General features: G+C 42.0%; 21 protein-coding genes. 13 read left to right on the forward strand and 8 right to left on the reverse strand.

Annotated elements, in window-relative coordinates; translation table 11 throughout:
• The first annotated feature begins 64 nt into the window (after window positions 1-64).
• Window positions 65-520, forward strand: coding sequence for an LIC11177 family protein (locus tag CH373_RS04060; protein WP_100714529.1), 456 nt, complete (start codon window positions 65-67; stop codon window positions 518-520).
• Between the two features lie 101 nt (window positions 521-621).
• Here CH373_RS04060 and CH373_RS04065 read toward each other — a convergent pair whose 3' ends face one another.
• Window positions 622-1,614, reverse strand: coding sequence for an HpcH/HpaI aldolase/citrate lyase family protein (locus CH373_RS04065; protein WP_100714528.1), 993 nt, complete (start codon window positions 1,612-1,614; stop codon window positions 622-624).
• A 133-nt stretch (window positions 1,615-1,747) separates the two neighbouring features.
• Entirely contained in the window at window positions 1,748-2,680 is a 933-nt protein-coding gene (locus CH373_RS04070; RefSeq protein WP_100714527.1) for an ornithine carbamoyltransferase, read from the reverse strand.
• A gap of 445 nt (window positions 2,681-3,125) precedes the next feature.
• Here CH373_RS04070 and CH373_RS04075 point away from each other — a divergent pair, with 445 nt between their 5' ends.
• The 7 genes from CH373_RS04075 to CH373_RS04110 all read left to right on the forward strand — a co-directional run bounded on the left by CH373_RS04075 (window position 3,126) and on the right by CH373_RS04110 (window position 11,496).
• The gene (locus tag CH373_RS04075) at window positions 3,126-4,754 is read left to right on the forward strand and encodes a peptide chain release factor 3 (protein WP_100714526.1); all 1,629 of its coding nucleotides are present in this window, start codon (window positions 3,126-3,128) and stop codon (window positions 4,752-4,754) included.
• Between the two features lie 631 nt (window positions 4,755-5,385).
• Window positions 5,386-6,138: a hypothetical protein gene (locus tag CH373_RS04085; RefSeq protein ID WP_100714524.1), complete on the forward strand. Its 753-nt coding sequence runs from the start codon at window positions 5,386-5,388 to the stop codon at window positions 6,136-6,138.
• 175 nt (window positions 6,139-6,313) lie between these two features.
• Entirely contained in the window at window positions 6,314-7,072 is a 759-nt protein-coding gene (locus CH373_RS04090) for a hypothetical protein (protein ID WP_100714523.1), read from the forward strand.
• Window positions 7,073-7,387: 315 nt separating this feature from the next.
• Window positions 7,388-8,215, forward strand: coding sequence for a hypothetical protein (locus tag CH373_RS04095; RefSeq protein WP_100734064.1), 828 nt, complete (start codon window positions 7,388-7,390; stop codon window positions 8,213-8,215).
• A gap of 316 nt (window positions 8,216-8,531) precedes the next feature.
• Complete coding sequence (locus CH373_RS04100) at window positions 8,532-9,392, forward strand: hypothetical protein (RefSeq protein ID WP_100734065.1); 861 nt, start codon at window positions 8,532-8,534, stop codon at window positions 9,390-9,392.
• Between the two features lie 129 nt (window positions 9,393-9,521).
• Window positions 9,522-10,346, forward strand: a complete 825-nt coding sequence (locus CH373_RS04105; RefSeq protein WP_100714520.1) for a hypothetical protein — start codon at window positions 9,522-9,524, stop codon at window positions 10,344-10,346.
• A gap of 322 nt (window positions 10,347-10,668) precedes the next feature.
• The gene (locus tag CH373_RS04110; RefSeq protein ID WP_100714519.1) at window positions 10,669-11,496 is read left to right on the forward strand and encodes a hypothetical protein; all 828 of its coding nucleotides are present in this window, start codon (window positions 10,669-10,671) and stop codon (window positions 11,494-11,496) included.
• A gap of 241 nt (window positions 11,497-11,737) precedes the next feature.
• On the opposite strand, the gene CH373_RS04115 is transcribed toward CH373_RS04110, so the two are convergent.
• Window positions 11,738-13,819, reverse strand: coding sequence for a heterodisulfide reductase-related iron-sulfur binding cluster (locus CH373_RS04115; RefSeq protein ID WP_100714518.1), 2,082 nt, complete (start codon window positions 13,817-13,819; stop codon window positions 11,738-11,740).
• A gap of 362 nt (window positions 13,820-14,181) precedes the next feature.
• Here CH373_RS04115 and mqnC point away from each other — a divergent pair, with 362 nt between their 5' ends.
• Window positions 14,182-15,285 (forward strand): cyclic dehypoxanthinyl futalosine synthase, encoded by a 1,104-nt coding sequence (gene mqnC / locus CH373_RS04120; protein ID WP_100714517.1) that lies wholly within the window; start codon window positions 14,182-14,184, stop codon window positions 15,283-15,285.
• A 195-nt stretch (window positions 15,286-15,480) separates the two neighbouring features.
• The gene (locus CH373_RS04125) at window positions 15,481-15,879 is read left to right on the forward strand and encodes an LIC11299 family lipoprotein (RefSeq protein ID WP_243393249.1); all 399 of its coding nucleotides are present in this window, start codon (window positions 15,481-15,483) and stop codon (window positions 15,877-15,879) included.
• On the opposite strand, the gene CH373_RS04130 is transcribed toward CH373_RS04125, so the two are convergent.
• The 3 genes from CH373_RS04130 to CH373_RS04140 form a co-directional block, all read right to left on the reverse strand.
• Window positions 15,842-17,089, reverse strand: coding sequence for a GGDEF domain-containing protein (locus CH373_RS04130; protein WP_100714570.1), 1,248 nt, complete (start codon window positions 17,087-17,089; stop codon window positions 15,842-15,844). The two genes, CH373_RS04125 and CH373_RS04130, sit on opposite strands and share 38 nt — an antisense overlap.
• Window positions 17,090-17,263: 174 nt before the next feature.
• A complete protein-coding gene (locus tag CH373_RS04135) occupies window positions 17,264-18,124 on the reverse strand; it encodes a GerMN domain-containing protein (protein WP_100714516.1) in 861 nt (286 codons plus the stop codon).
• Between the two features lie 72 nt (window positions 18,125-18,196).
• A complete protein-coding gene (locus tag CH373_RS04140; protein ID WP_100714569.1) occupies window positions 18,197-18,868 on the reverse strand; it encodes an HAD family hydrolase in 672 nt (223 codons plus the stop codon).
• A 304-nt stretch (window positions 18,869-19,172) separates the two neighbouring features.
• On the opposite strand from CH373_RS04140, the gene CH373_RS04150 reads away from it, so the two are divergent.
• From CH373_RS04150 to CH373_RS04160, 3 genes are read left to right on the forward strand one after another with little or no spacing between them, the layout of a single operon-like run.
• Window positions 19,173-20,462, forward strand: coding sequence for a KamA family radical SAM protein (locus CH373_RS04150; RefSeq protein WP_100714514.1), 1,290 nt, complete (start codon window positions 19,173-19,175; stop codon window positions 20,460-20,462).
• The gene (locus CH373_RS04155) at window positions 20,462-21,568 is read left to right on the forward strand and encodes a D-alanine--D-alanine ligase family protein (protein WP_100714513.1); all 1,107 of its coding nucleotides are present in this window, start codon (window positions 20,462-20,464) and stop codon (window positions 21,566-21,568) included. Before CH373_RS04150 ends, CH373_RS04155 begins: the two co-directional genes overlap by 1 nt.
• On the forward strand, window positions 21,565-22,266 hold the full coding sequence (locus CH373_RS04160; RefSeq protein WP_100714512.1) for an iron-containing redox enzyme family protein: 702 nt from the start codon (window positions 21,565-21,567) through the stop codon (window positions 22,264-22,266). Before CH373_RS04155 ends, CH373_RS04160 begins: the two co-directional genes overlap by 4 nt.
• Here CH373_RS04160 and CH373_RS04165 read toward each other — a convergent pair.
• Both CH373_RS04165 and CH373_RS04170 read right to left on the reverse strand, forming a co-directional pair.
• Window positions 22,219-22,572: a DCC1-like thiol-disulfide oxidoreductase family protein gene (locus tag CH373_RS04165; protein WP_100714511.1), complete on the reverse strand. Its 354-nt coding sequence runs from the start codon at window positions 22,570-22,572 to the stop codon at window positions 22,219-22,221. The genes CH373_RS04160 and CH373_RS04165 overlap by 48 nt on opposite strands.
• 9 nt (window positions 22,573-22,581) lie before the next feature.
• The gene (locus CH373_RS04170; protein ID WP_100714510.1) at window positions 22,582-23,787 is read right to left on the reverse strand and encodes an acetylglutamate kinase; all 1,206 of its coding nucleotides are present in this window, start codon (window positions 23,785-23,787) and stop codon (window positions 22,582-22,584) included.
• Window positions 23,788-23,806: the final 19 nt, after the last annotated feature.

The raw sequence follows: 23,806 nt of genomic DNA on the forward strand, positions 1-23,806 counted from the left end.
TCCGGCATCTAAGATTGCTTCGTATGTCTCAAAGGCAAACTGAAAGAAAAGGGTTCGAATTCAAGTGACCGAAAAGAAGAAAAGCCTTTTGCCTGATATCTTGAAGAGAGAGAAGCTACAGGCATTCCTGAAAAGGGAAGATAATAAACATGCGAGTCATGTGGTCCGTGTCCAACCACCCTTGATTCAACCTGTGACAGAACCGGAGCCGCCGACTGTAGGACCGGGATCTAAGATTTTTAGAGCAATTGAAGAGTCAATGGACGATATTCGATTCTATTTTTTAGAAGGCGAGTATCGTGGCAAAATTGCAGCCCTATTCAATGAAAATGAAACACAGTTTGACCGTCTCGGTATCACTCCTAGAAGATTTTTGGATTATGCTAGAGAATCTTTTGATCGATTCAAGCAGCTTCAAAAGAAGATGCCTCTTGAGCCGATGAGCAAAAAAGCCTGGGATTATATGGATCGCAGCCTCAGGGAACTGATCGGCAAATTAAACGAGAGATTCAGTAAGTAAGATTTTTTTGAAAGGACAGATTTGAAGGAACAAAAGTTAGAGTTTGTTCTTTCATCGAAGAGAAAGGGTGATCGGTGGATCACCCTTTTTTATAAACTGGATTAAGAGAAGAAACGCTTGTTTGCTTCTTCTGGAATAGCAATCCCGGAAAGTTTCGCTTTTTGTAATACTTCCCAGAAATAACGGTAAGTCGCACGGTCGTGGAGATCTCCCGCGTGCTGGATTGGACCCCAATCAACATCTTGCGCTTTGATTAGGATTTCCGCAGAGTCTTGGACCTCGCTAAAGTCTGGTGACATCGCATCTAAGATCGCTTGGATTTGAGTTGGATAGATTGACCACATTCTCAAAAAGCCGAAATCGTCGTGTGCGCGCTTTGCGTCCTTGTAAGTTTGGTATTGGTTTTTCAGGTCAAGAGTTACGTTGTGTGCAGGGATTACTCCGTGGGCCAATGCAGTCGCGACCATTGTAGATTTTGCTCTACGAAGCAACTCGTGATCGAACTGTCCTGGGCTCTTCATACAAGAAGCTGGAATTGCGCCATGGTGCCCCGAAATAAAGTCCATCAATCCAAAATCTAAGACTTGCATCCAAGGGAGCGCCGCAATTTTTTCTACTTCTGCAAGTGCGCCATGAGTTTCTACTAATACGTGAATCGGAATTTCACGCTTAATTCCTGCTTTTTGAGCAGCCTTTTGGATGTAAGTGATCATTTCTTCCACTTGAGCCGCTTTGGTTGGCTTTGGAATTGTGATGTAAGCGATAATTTCTCCAGCACCAGGAACGATGATATCGACATCTTGCTTCCAGAATGCATTGCTATGATCATGGATGCGAACACCGCTCATCTTATGCTTGTTCAATTCGGATTTTTGGATCCGAACGATCATCTCTGCGTGTTCTTTTTCTTTACCTGTTTGAGCTCCATCCTCGCAATCCATAGTGATGTCGAAGAGGCCGCCTAGTTTGTTTTGTAGCTCTAGAGCTTTGGTGATTAGCTTTTCTGAACCTGCAAAATGTTCGCAAGACGGGATGATGGGGAAGGGTTTCTCTCCTTGGAAGAGCGCTTCCTGGGGATGGGTCAATTTGGACATAGAAATACCTTTTTGCCGAATTTAGAAGCCGAACTGGCTGATTAAATACAGGGTTTTTTGAGTTTTCCCTCCCGGCAACGGATTTTTAGACCGGAGGAAAACATTGACTTAAATGCATCCGCTCGAAAGCGTCTTAAACTTCCAACAATTGCAAAATCACTGCTTTTTGCGCATCGAGCCGATTCTCGGCTTGTTGGAAAATAATGGACCGCGGATTACGGACTGCTTCGCGAGTGATTTCGTATCCTGAATGAATCGGCATATCGTGCATAACTTTTGCCTTAGTCTTAGAAAGTAGAGACTCATTGATTTGGTAAGGCATCATGAGCTCCATTCTTTCTTTTTTCTTTTCTGCAAAATTCGGATCGTTGAAGAATTCCATGTCTACCCAAGTATCAGTGTAGATATAGTCAGCGTCGCCAATTGCCTGGTGCAAATTTGTTTCCCAAGATAGAGTTCCCTTTTTTTGCGCACGGGTAACTGTTTCTTCGTCGATGTTTACCTTTTCTGCAATCGGAGTAACAAGCGTTAGGTGCATTCCGATTGCTGCTGTAATTCCGATTAGGGAGTTCACAACATTATTATGAACTCCTATATAAGTTAATTTTAACTGTGACAGAGGTTTTGGATTGTCCAGCGCAATGGTCAGTATATCAGCAAGCGATTGGCAAGGGTGGAACATATTACAGCACCCGTTGATGACTGGCACCTGAGAACCACTTCGTAACTGCAGTAGGTCCTCGTGCTTCCTCATTCTAGCCATGATAATGGAAACGTTTCTAGAAAGGTATTCGGCCTCTAAGTCTATATCTGAAAGCTGAAAGTTCGAAGACATCCAATCCAGGTAGATCGCGTTTCCACCCATTTCTGTCATCGCTACTTCGAAGGAAACCCTAGTTCTTGTGGAAGTCTTTTGGAAGAGCATTGCCAAAGTTCTACCGGTCATATGTCCTAGGTAATTGGCTCGATGGTTCTTTACATGGATCGCAAAATTCAGGAGATCCAGAATCTCCTCGTCGCTCCAGTCTTTCCAAGAGATAAGATGTTTTATTTTTAGAGAACTCATATCCTTCTCGTCCAGTAAACAAACGAATAGAGCTTTAGACAACCGTAAAACCCCGAGGAAGCTTTTGTAATCGCAAATGCAGATATCTTCGATCGGCGGATTTTGTATCTACTCGATTGGATTTAAGAATAAGGACGGAAGGGTTTTTAAAAGTGAGATAGAATCTTGTAGCAAAAAGGAAAGGGGGTAACCCCCCTCAAAGTGTTTTTCCGGGGAAAAAAGCAGTCTATATTCATCGAATCTTCTGCCGGTTAAGCGGAGGTGACGATTCGTTTGATAAATTGCAAAACGACGACGAGTTTGCCTGAAATAGGTTACGATCGTTTTACTGAACTAATACGAATGGATAATAAATCCTATGCGTTTTAACGAAAATCTGGCCCGGGTTTTCCGGCTGACAAGGTTAGGCACCGCGAAAACGTATTCAAAGAGGAGATTTTGAACTGTGTCGGAAACAGCTTTAGGACAAGCACAGAAAACCGTGGAGGCGGAGACCAAGCGTAGGAGGACCTTCGCAATTATAGCGCACCCGGACGCAGGGAAAACGACACTTACCGAAAAACTACTCTTGTACGGAGGTGCGATACAACTCGCTGGAGCAGTAAAGGCACGTAAAAACAGAAAAGCAGCGACCTCCGATTGGATGGAAATGGAAAAAGAAAAAGGGATCTCCATTACATCAGCCGCGCTACAATTCGAATACAAGGGACATGTTTTAAACCTACTTGATACTCCTGGCCACGAGGACTTTTCCGAAGATACATATCGTACCTTGATTGCAGCTGATACTGCTGTGATGGTTCTAGACGCAGGAAAGGGAGTCGAACCGCAAACCATCAAATTGTTCAAAGTATGCCGCGATAGAGGAATTCCTATCGTTACGTTTGTGAACAAGATGGATCGTCCGACCAAAACTCTATTTTCTCTTTTAGACGAAATTGAAAACGTACTTGGGATCACCGCGATTCCGATGGTTTGGCCGATCGGAACAGGAGTGGATTTTAGCGGAGTTTATAACCGCTTAGACAAAAAAATTTATACTTATGACAAGACTCCAGGCGGATCTTCCAAATCTGCATTTCAAAGCTCCGGTGTGGACGACCCGAGTTTGGATTCCATGTTCGAAGATTGGGTCTTGAAATCTTTTCGCGAAGAGATAGAACTAGTCGAAGGCGGAATTGGTGACTTTTCGCTGGAAGCATTTTTAGAATCTAAGATCACTCCGGTATTCTTCGGATCCGCGGTAAATAATTTCGGAATTCAGCTTTTCTTGGATCATTTCCTACAGATTGCGCCTCCACCTTTGTACTTTCCTTTGGATCACGGCGGAAAATTAGATCCGGTTCGGACCGGGTTCAGCGGTTTTGTATTTAAGGTACAAGCTAACATGAATAAGGCGCACAGAGATCGAATTGCATTCCTCAGAGTATGCTCTGGAAAGTTCGAAAGGGGGCTAACCGTGAATCACGGAAGACTCGGGAAACAGGTGAAGCTTTCTTCCTCTTTTGCGTTCTTTGGACAAGACAGGAATACAGTAGATGAGGCATTTCCGGGAGATATCATAGGTTTGGTCAATCCAGGAACGTTTGCAATCGGAGATATCTTATCTTCTGGCAAAGTGCCTGATTTAAAACCACTGCCAGTCTTTGCTCCCGAAATTTTCGGAACTCTTTCCTGCACAGAAACTGGCTCACTTAAAAGTTTTAGAAAAGGAATCGAGCAACTAGCAGAAGAAGGAATCTTACACTTATTCAGCTCCCAGGTGATCGGCGGAGGTCTTCCAGTGATCGGTGCAATGGGGCAGTTGCAGTTCGAAGTATTTCGTAGAAGACTATTAGATGAATATGGAGCTCCTACGAATATTAATATCCTACCGTACCAAGTTTCTTGCTGGCTGCCCGAAGAAGATGTACCTAAGGTGCCGACCGGATCCAATCTGGTTCAAGATAGCTTAAAGAGATCTGCGCTTTTGTTCGAGTCCGAATGGGAAAAAGGCTACTTCCAGAAAAAAAATCCGGAAATTCGACTATTGGATTATCCTACTCAGGAAATACAATCAGACGAGATCGAATGACTCTCCAAGCCCCAAAAGGTGGCCGGAACTGCTTTTCCGTAGGAGCTCCTACAGTCTCTTAAGGAATAAATTCCTATAGACAGGAATGTCTTTTCGTGGCAAGGGGAGTACCACCGCTTCGCTCCGGCCCCCGCCCACGAGGGTGGGGCATTTTCGAACGAATGCTTTCTTTAGGTTTGGAAATAAATTATTTTTAAAAAATCTTGGTATTCCCTGAATTTTTTCTGTAAGATAAAAAAAGGTTCCGAAGTCGTATATAATGTATTTGCACCAGATTATTCCAGAGCGGGACATCATGTTTCCGCTCTTTTTTTATCTACAGGATTCTTCACAGTTTTTGGGAGCAGCGCAAATCCGGTATGATAAAATCGTAATGTACTCAAATAACTGATGCTGCGATTCCTTTGCCTTTTATTCAATTGATTCAATCTTAACCTCTAAGCACCCATGAGAATATTCATCCAGCTCCCCTGAATTCAAACGGCTCAGTATTGTATGCAAAGGACTGATCAGGGACAAAGTAAAAATTCGAAACGAAATATTCCTTACCAAGTGGTCCTATGTTGTCCGGATGGACGACGAATCCGAAATCTTAGACCAGAATCATCGTATCGCTTCCTAGGAGATATTGATGAGCCAGTATAAACATTGGATTGTCGTTCCAATTACTTTTATCTGTTTAATGTCATGCGTAAAGAATACTAAGCCGGATAATTCGGAGTTACTAACGTTATTTATCGACCAAGCCTTAGGGAACTGTGCGATAGTCTTAAAGACGTCAAATTCGAACGAATACCAAGCAAGTCTTTTGCCGATTTCTAAAGGAGACTGTAAAAAAGAATCTGTAGTCGGATTAACAACCGAAGAGAATCTGGATATCGCGGCTCGAAAATACCAAAGGGCCCTGACGGTAGCTCAAGAAATTGGTCCTTCGTGTTTAAATACTGCTGATTTTATCCGGGCAAGGTTGAAAAATCCCTCGGTTACTACTTTATTTAATGAGTCGTCGAGCTTGGCGCGTATCAAGGTTTATCCGGTGCCGGATTTACTAATCGAATCTAAAAAGTACATTTTAAATTTTCTGAAATTTAATGAGCATGATTTCAGCTCGTCGTCAGCAGGAAGTTTGGAGCAATCTAAACGCCTTGGAGATATTGTATTGTTGTTAAACTTAGCGAGTGATTCGTCTGCGAACGAACCCAGCTGCTATTCTTCTACAACTGCAAAACTCTCGGCAGAATTTCCTACCGATAAATTTTCCTATGGCAACGATAGTAGATCCGGTACAAAAACATTTTTGGAAAGCACTTGTTATTATGGTTCGGGATTATCCGCTCAAGAGATGGAACACTTCGGTTGCGCAACTTTGTCGGAAGAATTTTAAAACTGATTATTTAGAGCTTGGCTTTGAGCATAAAGATTGGCAGGGATAAAGTTATAATACGAAACGAAAGTTTCATTACAAAGTAGTCCTGTGTTGTCCGGCAGGACGACTTAGCTTCACAATCATGTTAGCCTATACCTATTAACAAACAATTCGCTTAATAGGAGGCGCGAAAATGAAAACGATTCAGGGAATGTTAGCGATTTGCTTTATGACATTGACTGTCTTTGGTTGCGAAGAAGGAAAGAAGGATGATAATTCTAACTATTTGAAGGCATTTATCGACCGAATCACTCAGACCGAACAGATAACAGGTCATTGCGCACAAGCAATGAAAATGGGAGGGGGTAAGTACGCGGCCATAGTTATGCCGATATCCGAAAGCGAGTGTAACAAATCTATCCAAACCGGAAATACTCCGGAGGAAAACCGTCAAACTATGATTCCTAGGATACAGAGGGCCTTAGCAGTGTCAGAAGAGATTGGGGTAGAATGCGTCAATACGACGTCTTACCTTCAGGCTAGGGTGGACGACCCATCACTCATTCCACTGCCCCCTCAAAGTCAATTAGACTCTTTTCGATTTTATAAAATACCAAGTTTGATTTATGAAGCAAAAAAGTCCTTCCTATCGATAGGATTCACAGAGGATCAGATCAATGCATTTACAGTAATGACTGCAGAACAGTCTCGTAGGTATCAAGACTTTGTACTGACCGAAAAAATTGCAAATCAACAGGTAAATGAGCTAAACTGTGGAAATGCAGTAAAAGCAAAGGCGATTTCTGAATTCCCGACAGACATATACTTTACTCAGTATTCGCAATCTACATCCACCACGATCATGTCAGATATGATGTGCTACTATGGGAGCGGCTTGACTACACAGCAAAAAGCGGACAATGGATGTGCCACCCTTTCTGAAGAATATTAGTTCGAAGGAATATCTCTTATCTTGAAAATAAAAAGCCTGCAACTCTGCAGGCTTTTTTGCTCTAACGCAAATTGAAAGAATTCTCACCACTTTACTAAGTAAAAAGTCGGAGTCGAAAAACGAAAAGCTTCGTTCCAATAATCACACAGTCAGGGACGAAGTTATAATACGAAACGAAAGTTTTGTTACCAAGTAGTCCTGTGTAGTCCGGATGGACGACTAAGTTTCCGAATCATGATAAGTTCAAATCACGATATTGAAGTAGATCTTGCATCTTGAGTTGATTTACCAGGTGCAGGATACAAAGGACTTAGAATGAAACAGAGAAATCTTCGCTTACTATTTTTTGCGATTTTAATCATGTTTGGTGCATGTGAAGACCAAAAAGAAAACAAGACTTTAAAAGACGTCTACAATCATTTTGTGGAAAACATCATTCAGAATCCTGCTCCAAGCGGGACTCCAGGCAGCGATCCAGGGACGGGAACAGGAAGTTCGAATTTTAATGCTTGTGCTAAAGTGTTAAAAATATCTGCGGATGATTACTTTGTCCAAGTTAGTTTAATTCCCTATGCAAGTTGTAAGAAAGAGCTTTTATTGGGAAGGACGCCTGAGGAATATCGAGCAGTTCGATTGGCAGAATTTAAGAAATCAATGCCGATTGTAAGTGCCTTCCCAACCGAATGCGAAGCCACGATTAAGCATCTTCAAGAAAGAATCGATGATCCAAGTAAAATTGAAACAATTACTCAACAGCAGATCGACATGACAAGATATTATCCTATCGATAATTTGCTAAAGGAGACTAAGGGTTATTTATTGAATTATAGTGATTATAATTATACGCCGATTTCTGAAGAGACTTTTGCAGGAAGTCAAGTTGGTACATTTAGTGAAAACGAAAGATATTCGGAACTTATGACAGCAGGGCAGTTGCAATATTCTGAACGATTAAACGAAACTACTTGTTCTACGGCGGTTGTTAATCAGCGTTCACTGGAGTTTCCTCAAGAAACTTATTTTTCGGGAAGGCACATTGATTCTCCAAGGACGTTTTTGCTCTCCTTTTGTTACTACGGAAATTACTTTGATGTCCCAGAACGAAAGAACCAGAAGTGTGCCACCCTTTCTGAAGAATATTAGTTCGAAGGAATATCTCTTATCTTGAAAATAAAAAGCCTGCAACTCTGCAGGCTTTTTTGCTCTAACGCAAATTGAAAGAATTCTCACCACTTTACTAAGTAAAAAGTCGGAGTCCAAAAAAAGAAAATCTTCGTTCCAATAAGGGCAGATTGAAGGACGAAGTTATAATACGAAACGAAAGTTTCATTACGGAGTAGTCCAAAGTTGCCCGGCAGGACGACTGAGCTCCTGAATCGTGATAAGTTTAAATCACAATATCGAAGTAGATCCTGCATCTTGAGGTGATTTGCCCAGTGTGGGATACAAAGGACTTAGAATGAAACATAGAAATCTTCGCTTAATATTTTTTGCGAGTTTAGTAGTGTTTGGTGCTTGTGAGGATCAAACTGAAAATAAGACTCTAAAAGACGTCTATAACCGCTTTGTGCAAAATCTCATTCAAAATTCTGCGCCAGGTGGAACACCGGGGAGTGAACCAGGCACCGGAACCCCAGGCGGTGGACCAGGGACAGGAACAGGCAGTGGATCAGGAAGCTCGTATTCTACGAGTTGCGCTATTGTAAGGAAAGCGACACCGGATGCGTACCAGGTCTTCTTAGTTCAAATTCCGTATGAAAATTGCAAGAAGGAGATCCTTTGGGGGACAACCCCCGAAGAAAATCGATCCATCAAAGTAAAAAGCTATAAGAGATACCTGGAAATTGTGAGCTCCTTTCCATCGGAATGTGCGGCAACGATTACCTACCTGCAAGACAGGATTAATGATCCGAGCAAAATTACCGTTGAATCTCAAGCTCAAATTGACAGCGCTCGTTATTATCCTGTTGATAGTTTGTTAAAAGAAATGAGAAATTCACTGCTAAATGCTCCTTCTGCGCCGATTTCCGAGGAAACTTATGCTGCTAGTAAAGTCGGAACGTACAGCGAATACCAAAGATTCGAGGATTTACGAGCTATAATATTTATGGGGCCTATGGAAGGGATAAACGAGACTACATGCGTTGATGTAGTCGGAAATATATTTACCACGGAGTTTCCTCCAGAAACTTATTTTTGGGAAGGTAAGCCTATTGATTCTCCTAAGACGTTTTTGAACGGTCTATGTTACTATGGAAAAGATTACGACGCTCCTGATAAGCAGTATCAAAAATGTACCACACTTTCTGAAGAGTTCTAGTTCAAAAGAATACCCTCATCTGGAAAATAAAAAAGCCTGTGGTTTTTACTGCAGGTTTTTTTGTTCTTAGATTGAAAGTAGATCAGATACTTTCGAATGAATTGCAAAGTAAGGAATAAAGAACTTGGGATGAAACAGAGATATCTTCTCCTACTATTTCTCGGGGTCTTACTAGTGTTTGGTGTATCTTATTATCAAACAGAAAATAAAATCCTAAGAGATGCCTATCATCGGTTCTTAGGAAATCTTACTCAGGATTTCGATCAAGGAGGAACTTCGGGTGGAGAACTAGATACGGGGAATTCAAATTCTACGAGTTGCGCTATGGTGTATAAAATGCAACCGGATAGCTACTACGTCGAGTTACATCTAATTTCGCGGGAACGCTGTAAAAAGGAGATTTTATTTGGAACAACACTGGAGGAATATCGAGCAATTCGATTAGAAAAATTTAAGAAATACTTGGAGATTGTAAGACTCTTCCCGACCGAATGCAAAGAGACGATTCATTATCTGCAGGAGAAAATCGATCATCCGAATAAGATTACCGCGACATTTATTCAAGACTATATCAACAGGATAAGATATTATCCTGTTGATCATTTGCTAAAAGAAACCAGGAGCTATTTACTAAATTTCAACTCGGATCGTTATAAACCGATTTCTCAAGAGACTTTGGCAGGTAGTCAAATCGGTACCTTCAGCGAGTCCAGAAGGTTTTCTGAACTTCATGAAGCATTTAAATTGCAACACGATGAGCAAATACTCGAAACTACGTGCTCTAATGCAGTTGATAGGAACCTGTCTACGGAGTTTCCCGAAGAATCTTATTTTTGGGGATTCCCCATTGATTCGCCTCGGAAGTTTTTATACTCGAATTGTTACTACGGAAAATATTATGACACTCCAGAACGGCAAAAGTTAAAATGTGCAACCCTTTCGGAAGAGTTCTGAGGCTTAAAAAGGAAATCCGTAAAGTAAAAACAGAATGCCTGCGGTGGAAACGCAGGCTACCTTTACTTAGCCCGTTTTAAAAAATTCTCACCGTTATATATTAAGCAAAAAGTTGGAACCGAAACTCCCAAACGCTCTCTTTCTACTAAGCGCAGAATCAGGGACGAAGTTATAATATGAAACGAAGTATTCAGTACAGAGCAGTGCAATGTTGCCCGGAAGGTCGACTGAGTTTCTTATTCGTGATAAGTTCAAACTACAATATCAAAGTAGATCCTGCATCTTGAGCTGATTGCCAAGTGTGGGATAAAAAGGACTTAGAATGAAACAGAGAAATCTTCGCTTAGTATTTTTTGCGATTTTAATATTGTTTGGTGCATGTGAGGATCAAAAAGAAAACAAGACTTTAAAAGATATCCACGACCGTTTCTTACAAAATTTCTTTCAGAATTCTCATCCTGGAAACGATGGACCGCCAAGTAGTGGACCTGGTACGGGGAGTTTGAATTTTACGGCTTGTGCTAAAGTATTAAGATCCTCCTCGGATGTGTACTTAGCCGAGGTTGATTTAATTCCATATGAAAGATGCAAGAAAGAGATCTTATACGGAACAAATCCAGAGGAATATCGAGCAATTCGATTAGAAGAATTTAAGAAATCGTTAGAGATTGTTAGCCCCCTCCCAACCGAATGCGCAGTAACAATCAGCTATCTGCAAGAGAGAATCGATGATCCAAGTAAGATACAAACACCTACTCAAGCCATTATCGATATGACAAGGTATTATCCTGTTGAAAATTTGCTAAAAGAAATTAGGAATTATTTACTGAATTACACTGATTACAATTATACACCGATTTCTGAGGAAACTTTTGCAGGTAGTCAAATCGGTAAGTATAGCGAATTCCAGAGACTTTCTGAGCTTAAGGTAGCTGCACAATTGCAGTATTACGAGCAAATAAGTGAAACTGCCTGTTCCCAGTCAGTAATGGGTATAGCCCAAACAGAGTTTCCAGAAGAAACTTATTTTTGGGGAAGTCATGTTGATTCGTCGAGGACGTTTTTGTTCGCTTATTGTTACTATGGAAATTACTTTGATGTTCCAGAAAGAGAGAATGTTAAATGTGCGACCCTTTCGGAAGAGTTCTAATCCAAAAGAATACATCTCATCTTGAAAATAAAAAAGCCTGCAATTTACAGGCTTTTTTATTCTAAGAAAGAATCTTAAGATAAATCAAAATCAAAACTATAAACCGATTAGCAGGTAGCAGGTCGGTTGATTCAAGACTTCGATTGCGCAACTTTATTAGAAGAATTCGAAGACAAATAAAAAGGCCTCCCGGAAAAGGAGGCCTTTCGTTTATGGACAGAATTTAGAAATCTAAATTAATTTAGAGATTCTCCGCTACGATTTCTGCGATGTCTTTTACTTTGACATCTTCTACCTTACCTTCATTTTTTACGCCGTCGGTAATCATCGTAATACAGAATGGGCAAGCAGTTGCGATTGTAGTCGCTCCGGTATCCAAAAGCTGTTTTGTGCGCTTGAAGTTTACTCGATCGTTGTTTTGCTCTTCCATCCACATCTGAGCTCCACCGGCACCGCAGCATAGTCCCTTAGAATGGTGATCAGAAGCCTCTGCGAGTTTTCCTCCGGAAACCTTTTTCACAAGGTCTCTTGGATTTTCGTAGTTGTCGTTGTATCTTCCGATATAGCAAGAGTCGTGGTAGGTGTATTTCCCGGAATTCGCGTCTTCCGCAGTTTTTACATCTATCTTTCCGTCTTTCACTAGTTGGTTGATGAACTCTGAGTGGTGTGTGACTTCGAAGTTTCCGCCGAATTGCGGGTACTCGTTTTTGATCGTGTTGTAGCAGTGAGGACAAGCAGTTACAACTTTCTTCACGTTGTATCGATTCATTGTATCTACGTTACTCTGTGCAAGAGTCTGATAGAGATATTCGTTTCCACCTCTTCTTGCTGAATCACCAGAACATCCTTCTTCGGTGCCCAAAATTCCAAAGTTTACATTTGCTTTTTTGAGAATCTGGACGAAAGACTGAGCAATCCGTTTGTTGCGATCGTCAAACGCACCAGCGCATCCTACCCAATATAGAACATCTACATTAGAATCTTCTGCTAGAGTTTTTACATCTAATCCGTTCGCCCAGTCTGCTCTTGTATGAGCTCCTACGCCCCAAGGATTGGAATTGTTTTCCATATTTACGAATGCATTCATCAATTCGTTCGGAAACTTGGATTCCGCCAGAACTAAATGTCTTCGCATCTCAATGATTGCATCCACTTGGTTATTGCCAACAGGGCAGGCTTCGACGCAAGCGTAACAAGTAGTGCAGCCCCAAAGAGCTTCTTCGGAAAGTCCTTCGTATGTATTAATGACTCCAGTTTCAAGGGCCGCAACTTTATCGGCAGCACCTTCTCCCTCCGTTTCACGAATCTTTACTACCTCAGGCATCTTATCCATGAGTGCGTGTTTTAAGTCCGCAATGATTGCCTTCGGATTCAGAACTTTGCCGGTTCTGTTTGCAGGGCACTGCACTTGGCAACGACCGCATTCGATGCACGAAAGTCCGTCCAAAAGATTCGGCCAAGGGAAATCTTCAGTGCGATTGACTCCCCAAATTGCGGTTTCATCTTCTAAGTTCAGCTTAGAAAGAGCGCCTTTCGGAGTATCAGATTGTAGGAAGTAATTGAATGGAGCAAAAATTAAGTGTGCGTGCTTTGAAGTAGGAACGTACAGCATGAAAGCAAACACGGAGAGTATGTGAACCCACCACATGATTTGCACCCAAATATCCGCAGTGGAGTATTCCACGCCGATCATTCTCCATGCACCACCGATTCCGGCAGCGAGGATAGAAGGTTCGTGGCTTGGGTCGTCGTAAGCCGCTCCTACTGACTTTGCACCTTCTCCTAAAAGAGTGGAGACCATTAACAGCGCGATCATTCCGATTACGATTGCGGAAGCAGGTGAGTGCACGTCCAAACCTTTTGCTTTTTGGATCCAACGTCTCCACGCAAAAAATCCCAAGCCCACTAAAACCAAGATGGACATTACTTGCACAAAAGCTTCATAATAAAATCCTGCAGTATCTCCTACAAGAAAGCTTACTAAAGAGAATTTGTAAGGATCATCCATACCATAGCCAATCACCCCGGCGATCATTTGGCTTCCGGTATGCAAAAGATAGGCGATGAACCCGTAGAAAATAAATGCGTGCATGATTCCACGTAAAGGTTCTTTAAAATTCTTTTTTTGTAGAATCACGTTCATGACGAAACTATTGATTCGGAACGCCCAGTTTGGATGTTCTCTAAAATCTTCCGTTCCGTGGGCTTTTCTCGCGTTGAATACAAGCTTCAAACGATAAAGAATGGCCTGCACAAATACAAAGTTCGCAACTGCAAACAGTGCCGTAAAAATGACATGGAAGGCGATCTGGGAAATTGCCATATGTATATGGTACCTTTTCTCTTTGAATGGTCTTAAGATGCACCGTATTCATCGCGAATCCGACTGTCCAGGAAAAATTGCAGAACAGTCGTTCGTGCTGTTTTTATTGCTGGCGGCCAAAGAAGAAAGTGGGTTTAGGACAAATGTTCTCTTAGAGAGAAGTGTTCGTTAGTGCGAATGATCCGAATTCTAATCAATGCTAAGAAGTTTTTGTTGCACTTCTTATATTTTCTTTTCTAAAAGAGAATCAGTCGCAATTAAGGCTTGCAGGTTTCTTTGTACGTCTTGTTCTAAAAAGAAGTCGCAATTTTCAAAACGATCGAAACCTTGAAGGAAGAAGCGATCAGCAGAGCTATTATTGTATGAAAGGCATTTTTAATTCGGAACCCACAGACTCCATTTTGGAGAAAGCATTAGAGGGAGAAAGAATCTCCCCTGAAGAAGCGCTCGAACTCTACGAGAATGGAGACCACTTGAAGATCATGGCGGTAGCGAGAGCTCTAAGAGAGAAGGTCCTCCCGCATACTCAAGCTAGTTACACCATGTTTCGGGTGGTGAACTACACAAACTATTGCAATGTGGAATGCAGTTTTTGCTCCTTTATGGATGAAATCGGATCCGGAAAAGGATACGTACTTACAAAGGAAGAAATATTAGAAAAAATGGATTTCGCCGTTTCAGAAGGAGCAGACCAAATGTTCCTCCAAGGCGGAGTTTATCCAGAATTACCTTTCGATTATTACTTAAATGTAATTTCCTTTGTAAAAGCAAAATACCCGGACATGCATATCCGTGCATTTTCGCCAGTGGAGATTATCAATTTAGAGTCCATTACTGGCCTTTCATTAAGAGAAGTGCTTCTCACATTAAAGAATGCTGGACTAGATTCGGTTCCGGGGGCCGGCGCAGAAATTTTGACTGATAGAATGCGAAACATCATTTCGCCCAAAAAGGCGAGCACTGCAGAATGGGTGCGTGCAATGGAAACCTGTCATGAGGTTGGCTTATTAGGAAGTGCGAATATAGTATTCGGTTCAGAAGAAACAAAAGAAGAAGTGATCGAACATTTAGGAGTGATTCGGAATCTCCAGGATCGCACTGGAGGATTTTTATCCTTTATTCCTTGGACATTTCAACCGCAAACAAAGAGATTCAAAGTAAGATCCGTTCCAACGGTGGAATATTTGAAAGTCTTGGGAATTTGCAGAATCTTTTTGGATAATATTCGACACATAGAAACTTCCGTCATGGTGCTCGGAAAAGGAGTCGGTCAGCTTGCTTTGTTTAGCGGCGCAGATGATATTTCTTCAGTGGTGATTGAGGAAAATGTACTCCGCTCTTTCGGACTGAAAACCGAAAAAGAAGCCGTGAAATTCTTAAAAGAAGCAGGTTTTAGTCCATTGCGCAGAGATCTTTTGTACAATTACGATAAGTACAAAGGATTGGAGCTCGCGATTCCGAATTAAAGTCTTGGCCGAATTCTAAATTGCGAAAATCTATTGTCTTTCTTTGCTAGAGTGATAGATAGAATTCTTTGGAATTGAATCGCTTAATCTAAAAAATATGATTTTGATTCAGAGTGTGATTTTCATAATACGCTCTATTGGATTTTAGAGATCTAAATTTTAGGAAAGTTATTCTTAATTCTTAAGGAAGTTAGAATGGATCGAAACCAGCAGTATTCCCCAGTCCAAAAATATTTGCTTTTGTTCGGCGCTCTTTTGGCCCTTGTGTTCAGTTTAGTTCGGTGCCCCGTACCTACCAAAGATAAAATCCATATGGATACTGGAGTTCATGTAAAGGAATTAGGCCCTCATAAATATGAATTTCATTCGATTGGAAAAGCTTCCGTTGTTTCTATCGAAGAGTCGGACGTATTTAAGATGAGAAAGACCTCTTGCGAGTCTGCGAAACTATTGGTAACTCAAAAATTGGATGAGCTCGAGCCTGCTCAAAAAAATAAGCTATTTTTCCTAGAGGTCAAAGAGCAGAAGTATTTCGGTGACGGAGAATACTGCGAACTTACTTATATATACGAACTTCCTCAGCCCAAGAAGTAAGGATTCTACGAGCCGGATCGTGCTTGGTCGCCTCGATAATGGTGACCTTGTTGCGACCTTCCCCCTTGGAACGATACAAAGCAGAATCTATAGACTGATACAGGTCGTCGAAACCAAAGTCTTCATTCGGAGCTAGAATCGTAGCTCCGATCGACGCGGTGATTTTGACCGGCCGATTTGGTTTTGAAACAGAAAGAGGCTGATTCTCTATTCCTTTACGCAAGGATTCACAAAGCGACCGGAAGCTCTTTGGTTCTACCGAATCAAGCAAGATACAGAATTCATCTCCTCCGATTCTCGCACAAATGTCTGTAGCTCTCACCCTCGATTTCATTACTGCGCCTAATGTGTGTAAGGCTTCGTCGCCTACGATATGCCCGTGCTGATCATTGATTTCTTTTAAGTGATCCAAATCTAAAATGATCAGAGCCATATTGAATTTGTAACGCTGGGCTCTTTTTTTAAAAACATCGTATTGTTCGATCAAATATCTACGATTGTATAATCCAGTTAGATCATCCACGCTCGAAACTTTCTGGATCTGTATATTCTTCCATCTTAGGTGTGAGACTACTCTGGAGAGTTTTTTCTTATCTCTATAGTCCATCATTCTCCAGTAGTTCATGATGATGTTTCCAAAGGATCCTACAAAGATATAGGTGAACAGAATCGGAAATTCTTTCAACGCATCTCGATCGCTATTCGGTAGAAAGCATACTGCAAAAAAAGTAAGACTAAATACAAAATTGGTCACCAGAGAAGTAGTTGGTGTCAGCCAAAGGATCAAGTTCATGCTTAAAAGGATCGCAGTCGCTTGATGAAGATAGATTTCGTAGTGACTGAAATCGAAATACAGATAAGGGATAAATGAAATCAAAAGTACGGAAGAAGTCCAAACTTTGAACCATTCCATTTTCTCAGGAATCCAATTCTTTTTCCTGGAAGTGAGTTTGAGGAAGAGCAGCGAAAGCAGAACTAAGGTGAACCTGCTTGCGTGTAGGAAGAGTTGAGTATCGCCCGATTGAGCTTTAGTATTCGGGATAAGGAAGCTTGCAAGACTGATTAATATGCAAAAGCTGTAATGTAAAAAAAGGGAGCCTCTGATTTCCTTGAAGTTTCTTTTCAGAAAATCTTGAGGGTATCTATAGAATAAGATCTGCTTAGAAAGATACCGGAGGGCAGTATCTCTTCCGAATAACCATTGAATCATACATTTTCTTTCCGCTTGGAGAATTCCGATATCGAAACACTCCCAAGCTCCACGCATGGAACGTTATGTCCTAGTTGGCAAGTAAGAAATTCGGCTTCTTAAAAATTTGCTATTGAGAAGGAAAGAAATAATAAAATTACGGATGCTAAGTATGGTAAAAACATGGCAGATCCGTTATAGGATCGCAATCTTTCGCGGGCTTTTTGTGAGCACGGCTGGGATGGGATAACCGTCCCCACCTAAGGATCTTACGATTTTACCATTGATAAATAAACGAATCCCTTTGACCGGGATATTGTCTAGGATCGTATAGCAAAGTTGGTCTACTCTATCCTTGAGTATTTCCGGACCTGCGCCGGTTTCGAACTCACTTCCTAAGGAAATTTTTAGTATACCGTTCTCCATCGAGTAGTCCGTAGAATAGGAAAATCTTTGGGGGAGAGCGTTTAGAACTCCTTGCTTTCTCTCTTCTGGAAGAGGTCCCTTCCCGAGTTCTTTTAATAAATTGAGGACTTTGTCTCCACCTCCGATTTTGCGATTTACCAGCACCAGCCTGGAGTGGCTTTTCGTACCTTTTCCGTAAAATTTCAAAAAGTATAGTTTAGCTTCTTCCGGCCCTGTCTTCAGATGTTCTGCTTTGTTTGGATTTACGAAGGAAGAATCTTTTTCGGTCACCAATACATTCGATTTGGGATTCTCTACGACCGGAATAAATACATCCTCCGGATCTGAATCTTCGCTCAGGCTGTTCGATTCCATTTCGTTTTCAGAATAATCTGAGTTCCCCATTAACTCAGATAGAATTTCATCTTCTGCTCTATCCATTCGTTGTGTGTGAGAGGAACCTTGAGTGGAAGAAGGGGATACAGGCTCGGATTTTCCAATCGTATTAAATCTGGAAAAAAAGCCGGTCTTTTCCCCCGGGTTTGCAGGGGAATCGGTTGTGCCCCCCAGGGATTTATCTAAAAGTACTAGAACAAATAGGATTCCGGTGAGAGCATAAAGCAAGGACTTGAGCTTTTCTGGTTCCGGCACATATTAATTTTCGGAAGGAAAGAAGGAGCTCCTCTCTTTTTTTCAGCCAGTTTCGAAGGTTTAGAGAAGGGTTTAAAGAACCTTATCTAGATCTTCCAACTGATTTAGGGAGACTTCCCAATCTTGGATCTCTCCCTCTGGGGCATGTCCATAAACGCAAAATGCAAATGGGCAATTATTTTTTCTGGCCGCTTCGTAATCAGAACTTCGATCCCCGATCATCAATAATTGATCTGGACTGAGTTTATACCTAGATAAATATTCGGAGACGATATCTGCCTTCGTGGCAATTTTTTCGTTATCCAAGACCAGAATCGGATCAAAGAAGCGGAGGGTGTCCGAGACCCGCAGTATCGTTTCTACATAGGGCATCCTGCCGTTCGAGGCAGCCAGAATCAGATATCCTTTCTTTTTGAGCGAATCGATCGTCTCCAAAACTTTTGGATAAAAGTGACCTTTTCCGTTCTGGATCATTTCGACCAATAAAGAAAGCACCGAATCGGAAATCTGATCCCTTTGGCCTTCTTCTAGCTGGGGGACCAGGTTTCGAAAGATCGTTTTTACCGGTTTGCCTATCTCTACCATAATCCGCTCCCTACTCGGAGTTTCGAGCGGGATACCGGAAGATTCGGAAAATCTGCGAATTGCTTCTACATAAGTCTCCAGAATGATCTCTTCGGAAGAAAAAAGTGTACCATCTACGTCAAAAGCAAGGGCTGTAATTTTGGAAGGGTTCCAATTCATGGACAGATCCATGCTTTCGCTTGAGGAAATCTGGGCATTCCTTTTTTCCTTCGCTTGATTTTCCGAGCTACGGTTCGGATATTGTAGCTGTTGCACTTATATCTTTTCCGAAAAAGGCTCTTATCGGATTCGAATGCGATGGATTGGAAGTTTAGTAGGAGCTCCTACTAATTCTATGGCACGGAAAAAAGCTTGTGAAACGGAAAAATTTGTGACAGTAGACGGAGGGTACCACCGCTTCGCTCCGGCCCCCACCCAGAAGGGCGGGGCCCTTTGCACGGGAAAGTACACTTTCGTATAAGCCATGGAAGATTTTCCTCAAGCCATCGCTTCCCAGACAGAAGCAAACTATTTTTCCCCCGATCGAATCCTTCGTGAGAGAGAGACGTTGTTCTCCCGGGTAGATTGGTCAGATTACAAATCCCATCTCCGAAATCGCGTAAAGTCCCAGGACTTAAACCGGTATTTTGCCCTTACGGATTCCGAGAAATACGGGCTCGAAAATTCGGTTCGTTTGAATGTAGGAACTACTCCTTATTACTTGTCCTTGTCCGATCCAAAAGATCCCAATTGTCCAATCCGAAAGATGATCGTACCGCAAGCCGAAGAGTCTGTTTTTTCCGCAGAAGAGTCTTTGGATCCATTGCACGAGGAGGACCTGTCTCCAGTTAGAGGATTGACTCACATGTACCCGGATCGAGTACTTTTGTTTTCCAATCATGAATGTTCCGTTTATTGCAGGCATTGTATGAGGGGCAGAAAAGTATCCAGTTCAGACGAAAGAATGGATGTTGGCGACCTGGAAGCCTGCTTTGAGTATATCCAAAGTCATTCGGAAATTTCGGACGTCGTGATTTCTGGAGGAGATCCTCTGAATCTTTCGGATTCTAAGATAGACTGGATTCTGGAAAATTTGGAGAGAATTCCGCACGTAAAAATCTGTCGGATCGGTACTCGAAATCTTGTTACTTTACCTATGAGAATCACTCCGCAACTTTGCGAAATACTGGAAGCCAGAAATCAGGAAAGATTATCAATTTTTTGTAATACACAATTTAATCATGAAAAGGAATGTACTGATGAAGCCAAACTGGCCATTCTCAGATTATTGAAATCTGGGGTGAGCGTAGGAAACCAATGTGTCATTCTAAAGGGGATCAATGACGACGGAGAATCTATGCTTCGGCTGCATCGGAGACTTTTAGAGATGAGAATTCGCGCGTATTATATGTACGATCCTGAGGTTATTCCAGGCTCTAGGGGATTCCGAACTCCTTTAGCCAAAGGATTAGAAATTATAGAATATATGAGGGGAAAAATTGGAGGCATGGGGATTCCACAATTTGTGAACGATCTCCCGGGTGGCGGAGGAAAAGTTACCCTTGGACCGAATTGGTATCTCGGTTTTCACAGAGAAACAAGAACCCATGTGTTTAAATCGGCCGTCCACGGTACTTTTCATCTGAGTCCTGAGCCGATAGGGAGCGAATACGATTCTAAATATCCTGAACTAAACTCCGAACTTTGGGAATCGATCCATAAAAAAGCATACTCGGTATCCCGAGGAATTTCTTTGGTTTCGGAGGAAGACTAATGTCGGAATCTTCGCCCACAGTTCTTTTAATCGCAGATATTTTAGAATCTCATAATGATCTTCCAGGAGCTCTTACTCAGGAGTGGGAGGGGGCAGCTTCAGTGAATTCGATCAAAGAGCAACTGGAAACGGAAGGAGAGATTGTAGAATTAGTGGAGTCCCCCTCAGAGTTGATAGGCTTGCTTCACAAATTCAGAAATCTTCCCTTGAACGAAAAGCCTGTGCTATTTCATCTTGTGGAAGGCTTTTTATCCAGGAACAGGGAGGCTTGGCTGCCTGCGTTAGGAGAATACTCCGGGTTTCCTCACACTGGCTCTGACGCGTATGCTCAATCACTCAGTTTGGACAAGCACGCGTCTAAATTGATCGCACTATCTTTAGGATTACCTACAGCAGATTGGGGAATCTGGGATTCGAGTGGCGACGATAATTCTAAAGAAGTCCATGTATCTTCCATTCCTGGATTCAAAGGTCTGAGACTTCCGGCCGAAGCGGATTTTCCCGTATTCTACAAACCGAATGGAGAAGGATCCAGTCTAGGTATTAGTGATGAAAATCATATTCAAAATTTGGAAAGTTTGTATAGATTCCTGGAAAAGAAATCCTATTTATACGGTTCTTGGGTTTGGGAATCGTTTCTTCCTGGAGAAGAATGGACTGTCGCGATCATAGGCTCTCCCGAACTCGGTTATCGAGCCAGCAACGTAGGTAGGGTTGAATTGGATAACGGATTGGAATCCGTTTACGGGGAACGAACGAAGACTAAATCTTCGATGCCGGAGAGATTGATCTTCGATCTAGATCAAACTAGAGAGGCGAATATTCAGGAGTTATCCATTCGATTATGCGAATTTATCGGAACGGCCGGTGCGGCTCGTCTGGATTGGAAAGCGAACCATCGCGGAGAGCCGCAGTTTTTGGAATGGAATCTTACGCCTGGTTTATCCCCTTATTATAGTACATTCCCTATTTGTTATACACATTCGTTTGGAACTTATTCTGAAATGTTAAAAGAATTGATCGATATCGCCCGAGAAGAGTTTCGTACAGAACGCTTTTCCTATTCCAAAATCAAATCTCCCAAAGTGAGTTTTGATTTTTTATGAAGGGAATAATTCCTTTTAGGGAGGAGCTAACCCTTCAGGTTCAGAACCATTCGGTTTTGGAACAGAACCCTTGGCTTAGAGAAAAAGCAAGGAGGATGGAAAGAGAAGATTTAATTCTTTGGTTAAAGCAAGAATACTTTGTCTCAGTTTCCTTCGTAAACTGGTTTTTGCAGACCGCGGCGATCGCTGATTCGGTGGCTTCCAAAATCGTTTTAGTGCAGAACATTTGGGAAGAGTTGGGAGAAGGATCCGAGGAGAATTCTCATGTTTTCATTCTTAAAAAGTTTCTAATGCAAATGGGAGAAGTCGTGTCGGAAGATGATTTACTCCCGGAAACTGCGTCTTATCTCAAACTCATGAATGAAACCACTACGACCGATTTTTACGCGGCACTTGGAGCCTTGGGTCCAGCTAACGAATATTTGCTGAAATTGGAGTACGGTCGGATGTATCGTTCTTTCAAAGAACTGAAATCTAGAGTTGTACTTCCCGAAGGTAAATTTTTTGAAGTCAACTTGGAAGCTGACGAATCTCATTCCGAGAAAATGTTCCGATTGATCGAAGTCGCCGCGACTACCGAGGAGCAAAGGGAAAGTGTTAGAAGGGGGAATTTGGCCGCTTTAGATGCAAGGCTTGTTTTTTACCAGGGCCTACTCAGGCTTTCCGGATCTAACTGCTTTCAGGAGATTCATAGCTAGTATCCCGAAAAAGGGTACCAGAGGTAAATAGAGGAGAGGAGAGATCCATCTCCAGCCCCTTAGACTGTGGGAAAGTTTTCTGACTGCAAAAAAGCCGGGATAGCGTCTTCCTTCCCATAAGAGTTGTACATTTCCTTGTGCTACCCTCCGATCTAGGGAAGGATTCATTTTTCGTAATTCTTCGTTTGAATACTTTTGAAATGATTCGAACTGAATTGCCGGGTCTAGGCAAACTGATTTCAGTTTTTGAGATAGGGAAGTGCAAAACTCGCAGTTCCCATCAAAGTAAAATATTTTTTCGGGCATGGTTTTCGATCAGGCAGATAAGAATGATTTCGACTCTGCGCTTTCATTAGATTCCAAATCTACCGGGAAGTTCCTCAGGAATTTACACACTTCGGGAATTTCAGAATCGTGCAGCCCGATCCAAAAATAGATCCAGACTTCTTCTTTTAACATTCCATCGCATTCTTTCGTGTACCACTTTGAAATGGAATTCTCGGATCTGGCTCTCCAGAATACCTTTGGATACCTTTCTAGCATGGCGTCCCAAATATCTCTTCCGACGCCTTCTCCTCTGGCTATTTCGTCGACTGCGAATTTAGAAAGAAATGTGCCCCAATCGGTCTTTTGAAAAATCGCACAACCTTTATATTCGGATTCTAATAATATTCCAGAAAACTGATTTTCCCAGAAGCCTTCCTTAAGCTTTCTGCGAAACGCATTTTCGATCAATTGATTGAGTTTTGTTCGATCTAACTTGGTGATATCATCGTGGAATTCGATTTTATTTTTCTTTCTAAATAGAGTTCCACTACCTTTGATTGTGAATAGTTCTTTTAGTAAACCTGGCGCACTCGTTACCGCGATTTGAAAGTTCGGATCCCTTACTATTTCGTAAATCTTTCTGCAGTCTTGCGCCAGATTTCTGTCTTCTGCAGAAATTTCCTCAGTAGATTCAAAGTCCAAAATGGAAATTTTTTTGTTTTTCGGAGTGTGTACTCCACCTCTTACGGTGAGCAAAACAAGCTTCCTTGTGCTCAACTGAGAACAAAGCTTTGCTAAATATGTGTAGACCTCTTGTCCGTTTACATCCGTCACGAAGACTGGAATTTTACGTTCTTTTAATGAAAGTTTTACTGATTCAAGAGGTTGGCTAGGAGTCCGGAACCATTTCGCCGGAAGGCTCTGGGCTCCAGGCATCGGTTCGCTGAAATCTTCTTGGTTGCGATCCTTGACTTCCTTCAGGGTTACTTTTGTGGGAGAAGGTGCCCGAAAGAACAGATTTGCGTATGAAACCGCATCCTTTTCCAAGACTACGATCGGAAACAGCTCCAGTTTTTGGAGAAGTTTCAGATTGTATAAAAGCGCCTCGGCTGATTCTACCAAAGTCTCGGAGTTTGCATGAATAATCGCAAACTTTTCGGGCTCCAAAGAGCGAAAGAGTTTTAAAAACTGAAAGCTATCCTTGGAATTTTCGGTAACTTCGAGCAGCTTAAGGAGGATCTCCTGATGGTTCATCTCTCCCCGAGATCCTTAA

This window comes from Leptospira perolatii, assembly GCF_002811875.1.
GTDB lineage: Bacteria > Spirochaetota > Leptospiria > Leptospirales > Leptospiraceae > Leptospira_B > Leptospira_B perolatii.

Coding starts and splice junctions, on each gene's coding strand:
- CH373_RS04065 (WP_100714528.1), bottom strand. CDS start 1,614: ATGTCCAAATTGACCCATCCCCAGGAAGCGCTCTTCCAAGGAGAGAAA.
- CH373_RS04070 (WP_100714527.1), bottom strand. CDS start 2,680: ATGAGTTCTCTAAAAATAAAACATCTTATCTCTTGGAAAGACTGGAGC.
- CH373_RS04085 (WP_100714524.1), top strand. CDS start 5,386: ATGAGCCAGTATAAACATTGGATTGTCGTTCCAATTACTTTTATCTGT.
- CH373_RS04090 (WP_100714523.1), top strand. CDS start 6,314: ATGAAAACGATTCAGGGAATGTTAGCGATTTGCTTTATGACATTGACT.
- CH373_RS04095 (WP_100734064.1), top strand. CDS start 7,388: ATGAAACAGAGAAATCTTCGCTTACTATTTTTTGCGATTTTAATCATG.
- CH373_RS04100 (WP_100734065.1), top strand. CDS start 8,532: ATGAAACATAGAAATCTTCGCTTAATATTTTTTGCGAGTTTAGTAGTG.
- CH373_RS04105 (WP_100714520.1), top strand. CDS start 9,522: ATGAAACAGAGATATCTTCTCCTACTATTTCTCGGGGTCTTACTAGTG.
- CH373_RS04110 (WP_100714519.1), top strand. CDS start 10,669: ATGAAACAGAGAAATCTTCGCTTAGTATTTTTTGCGATTTTAATATTG.
- CH373_RS04115 (WP_100714518.1), bottom strand. CDS start 13,819: ATGGCAATTTCCCAGATCGCCTTCCATGTCATTTTTACGGCACTGTTT.
- mqnC (WP_100714517.1), top strand. CDS start 14,182: ATGAAAGGCATTTTTAATTCGGAACCCACAGACTCCATTTTGGAGAAA.
- CH373_RS04125 (WP_243393249.1), top strand. CDS start 15,481: ATGGATCGAAACCAGCAGTATTCCCCAGTCCAAAAATATTTGCTTTTG.
- CH373_RS04130 (WP_100714570.1), bottom strand. CDS start 17,089: ATGATTCAATGGTTATTCGGAAGAGATACTGCCCTCCGGTATCTTTCT.
- CH373_RS04140 (WP_100714569.1), bottom strand. CDS start 18,868: ATGAATTGGAACCCTTCCAAAATTACAGCCCTTGCTTTTGACGTAGAT.
- CH373_RS04150 (WP_100714514.1), top strand. CDS start 19,173: ATGGAAGATTTTCCTCAAGCCATCGCTTCCCAGACAGAAGCAAACTAT.
- CH373_RS04155 (WP_100714513.1), top strand. CDS start 20,462: ATGTCGGAATCTTCGCCCACAGTTCTTTTAATCGCAGATATTTTAGAA.
- CH373_RS04160 (WP_100714512.1), top strand. CDS start 21,565: ATGAAGGGAATAATTCCTTTTAGGGAGGAGCTAACCCTTCAGGTTCAG.
- CH373_RS04165 (WP_100714511.1), bottom strand. CDS start 22,572: ATGCCCGAAAAAATATTTTACTTTGATGGGAACTGCGAGTTTTGCACT.
- CH373_RS04170 (WP_100714510.1), bottom strand. CDS start 23,787: ATGAACCATCAGGAGATCCTCCTTAAGCTGCTCGAAGTTACCGAAAAT.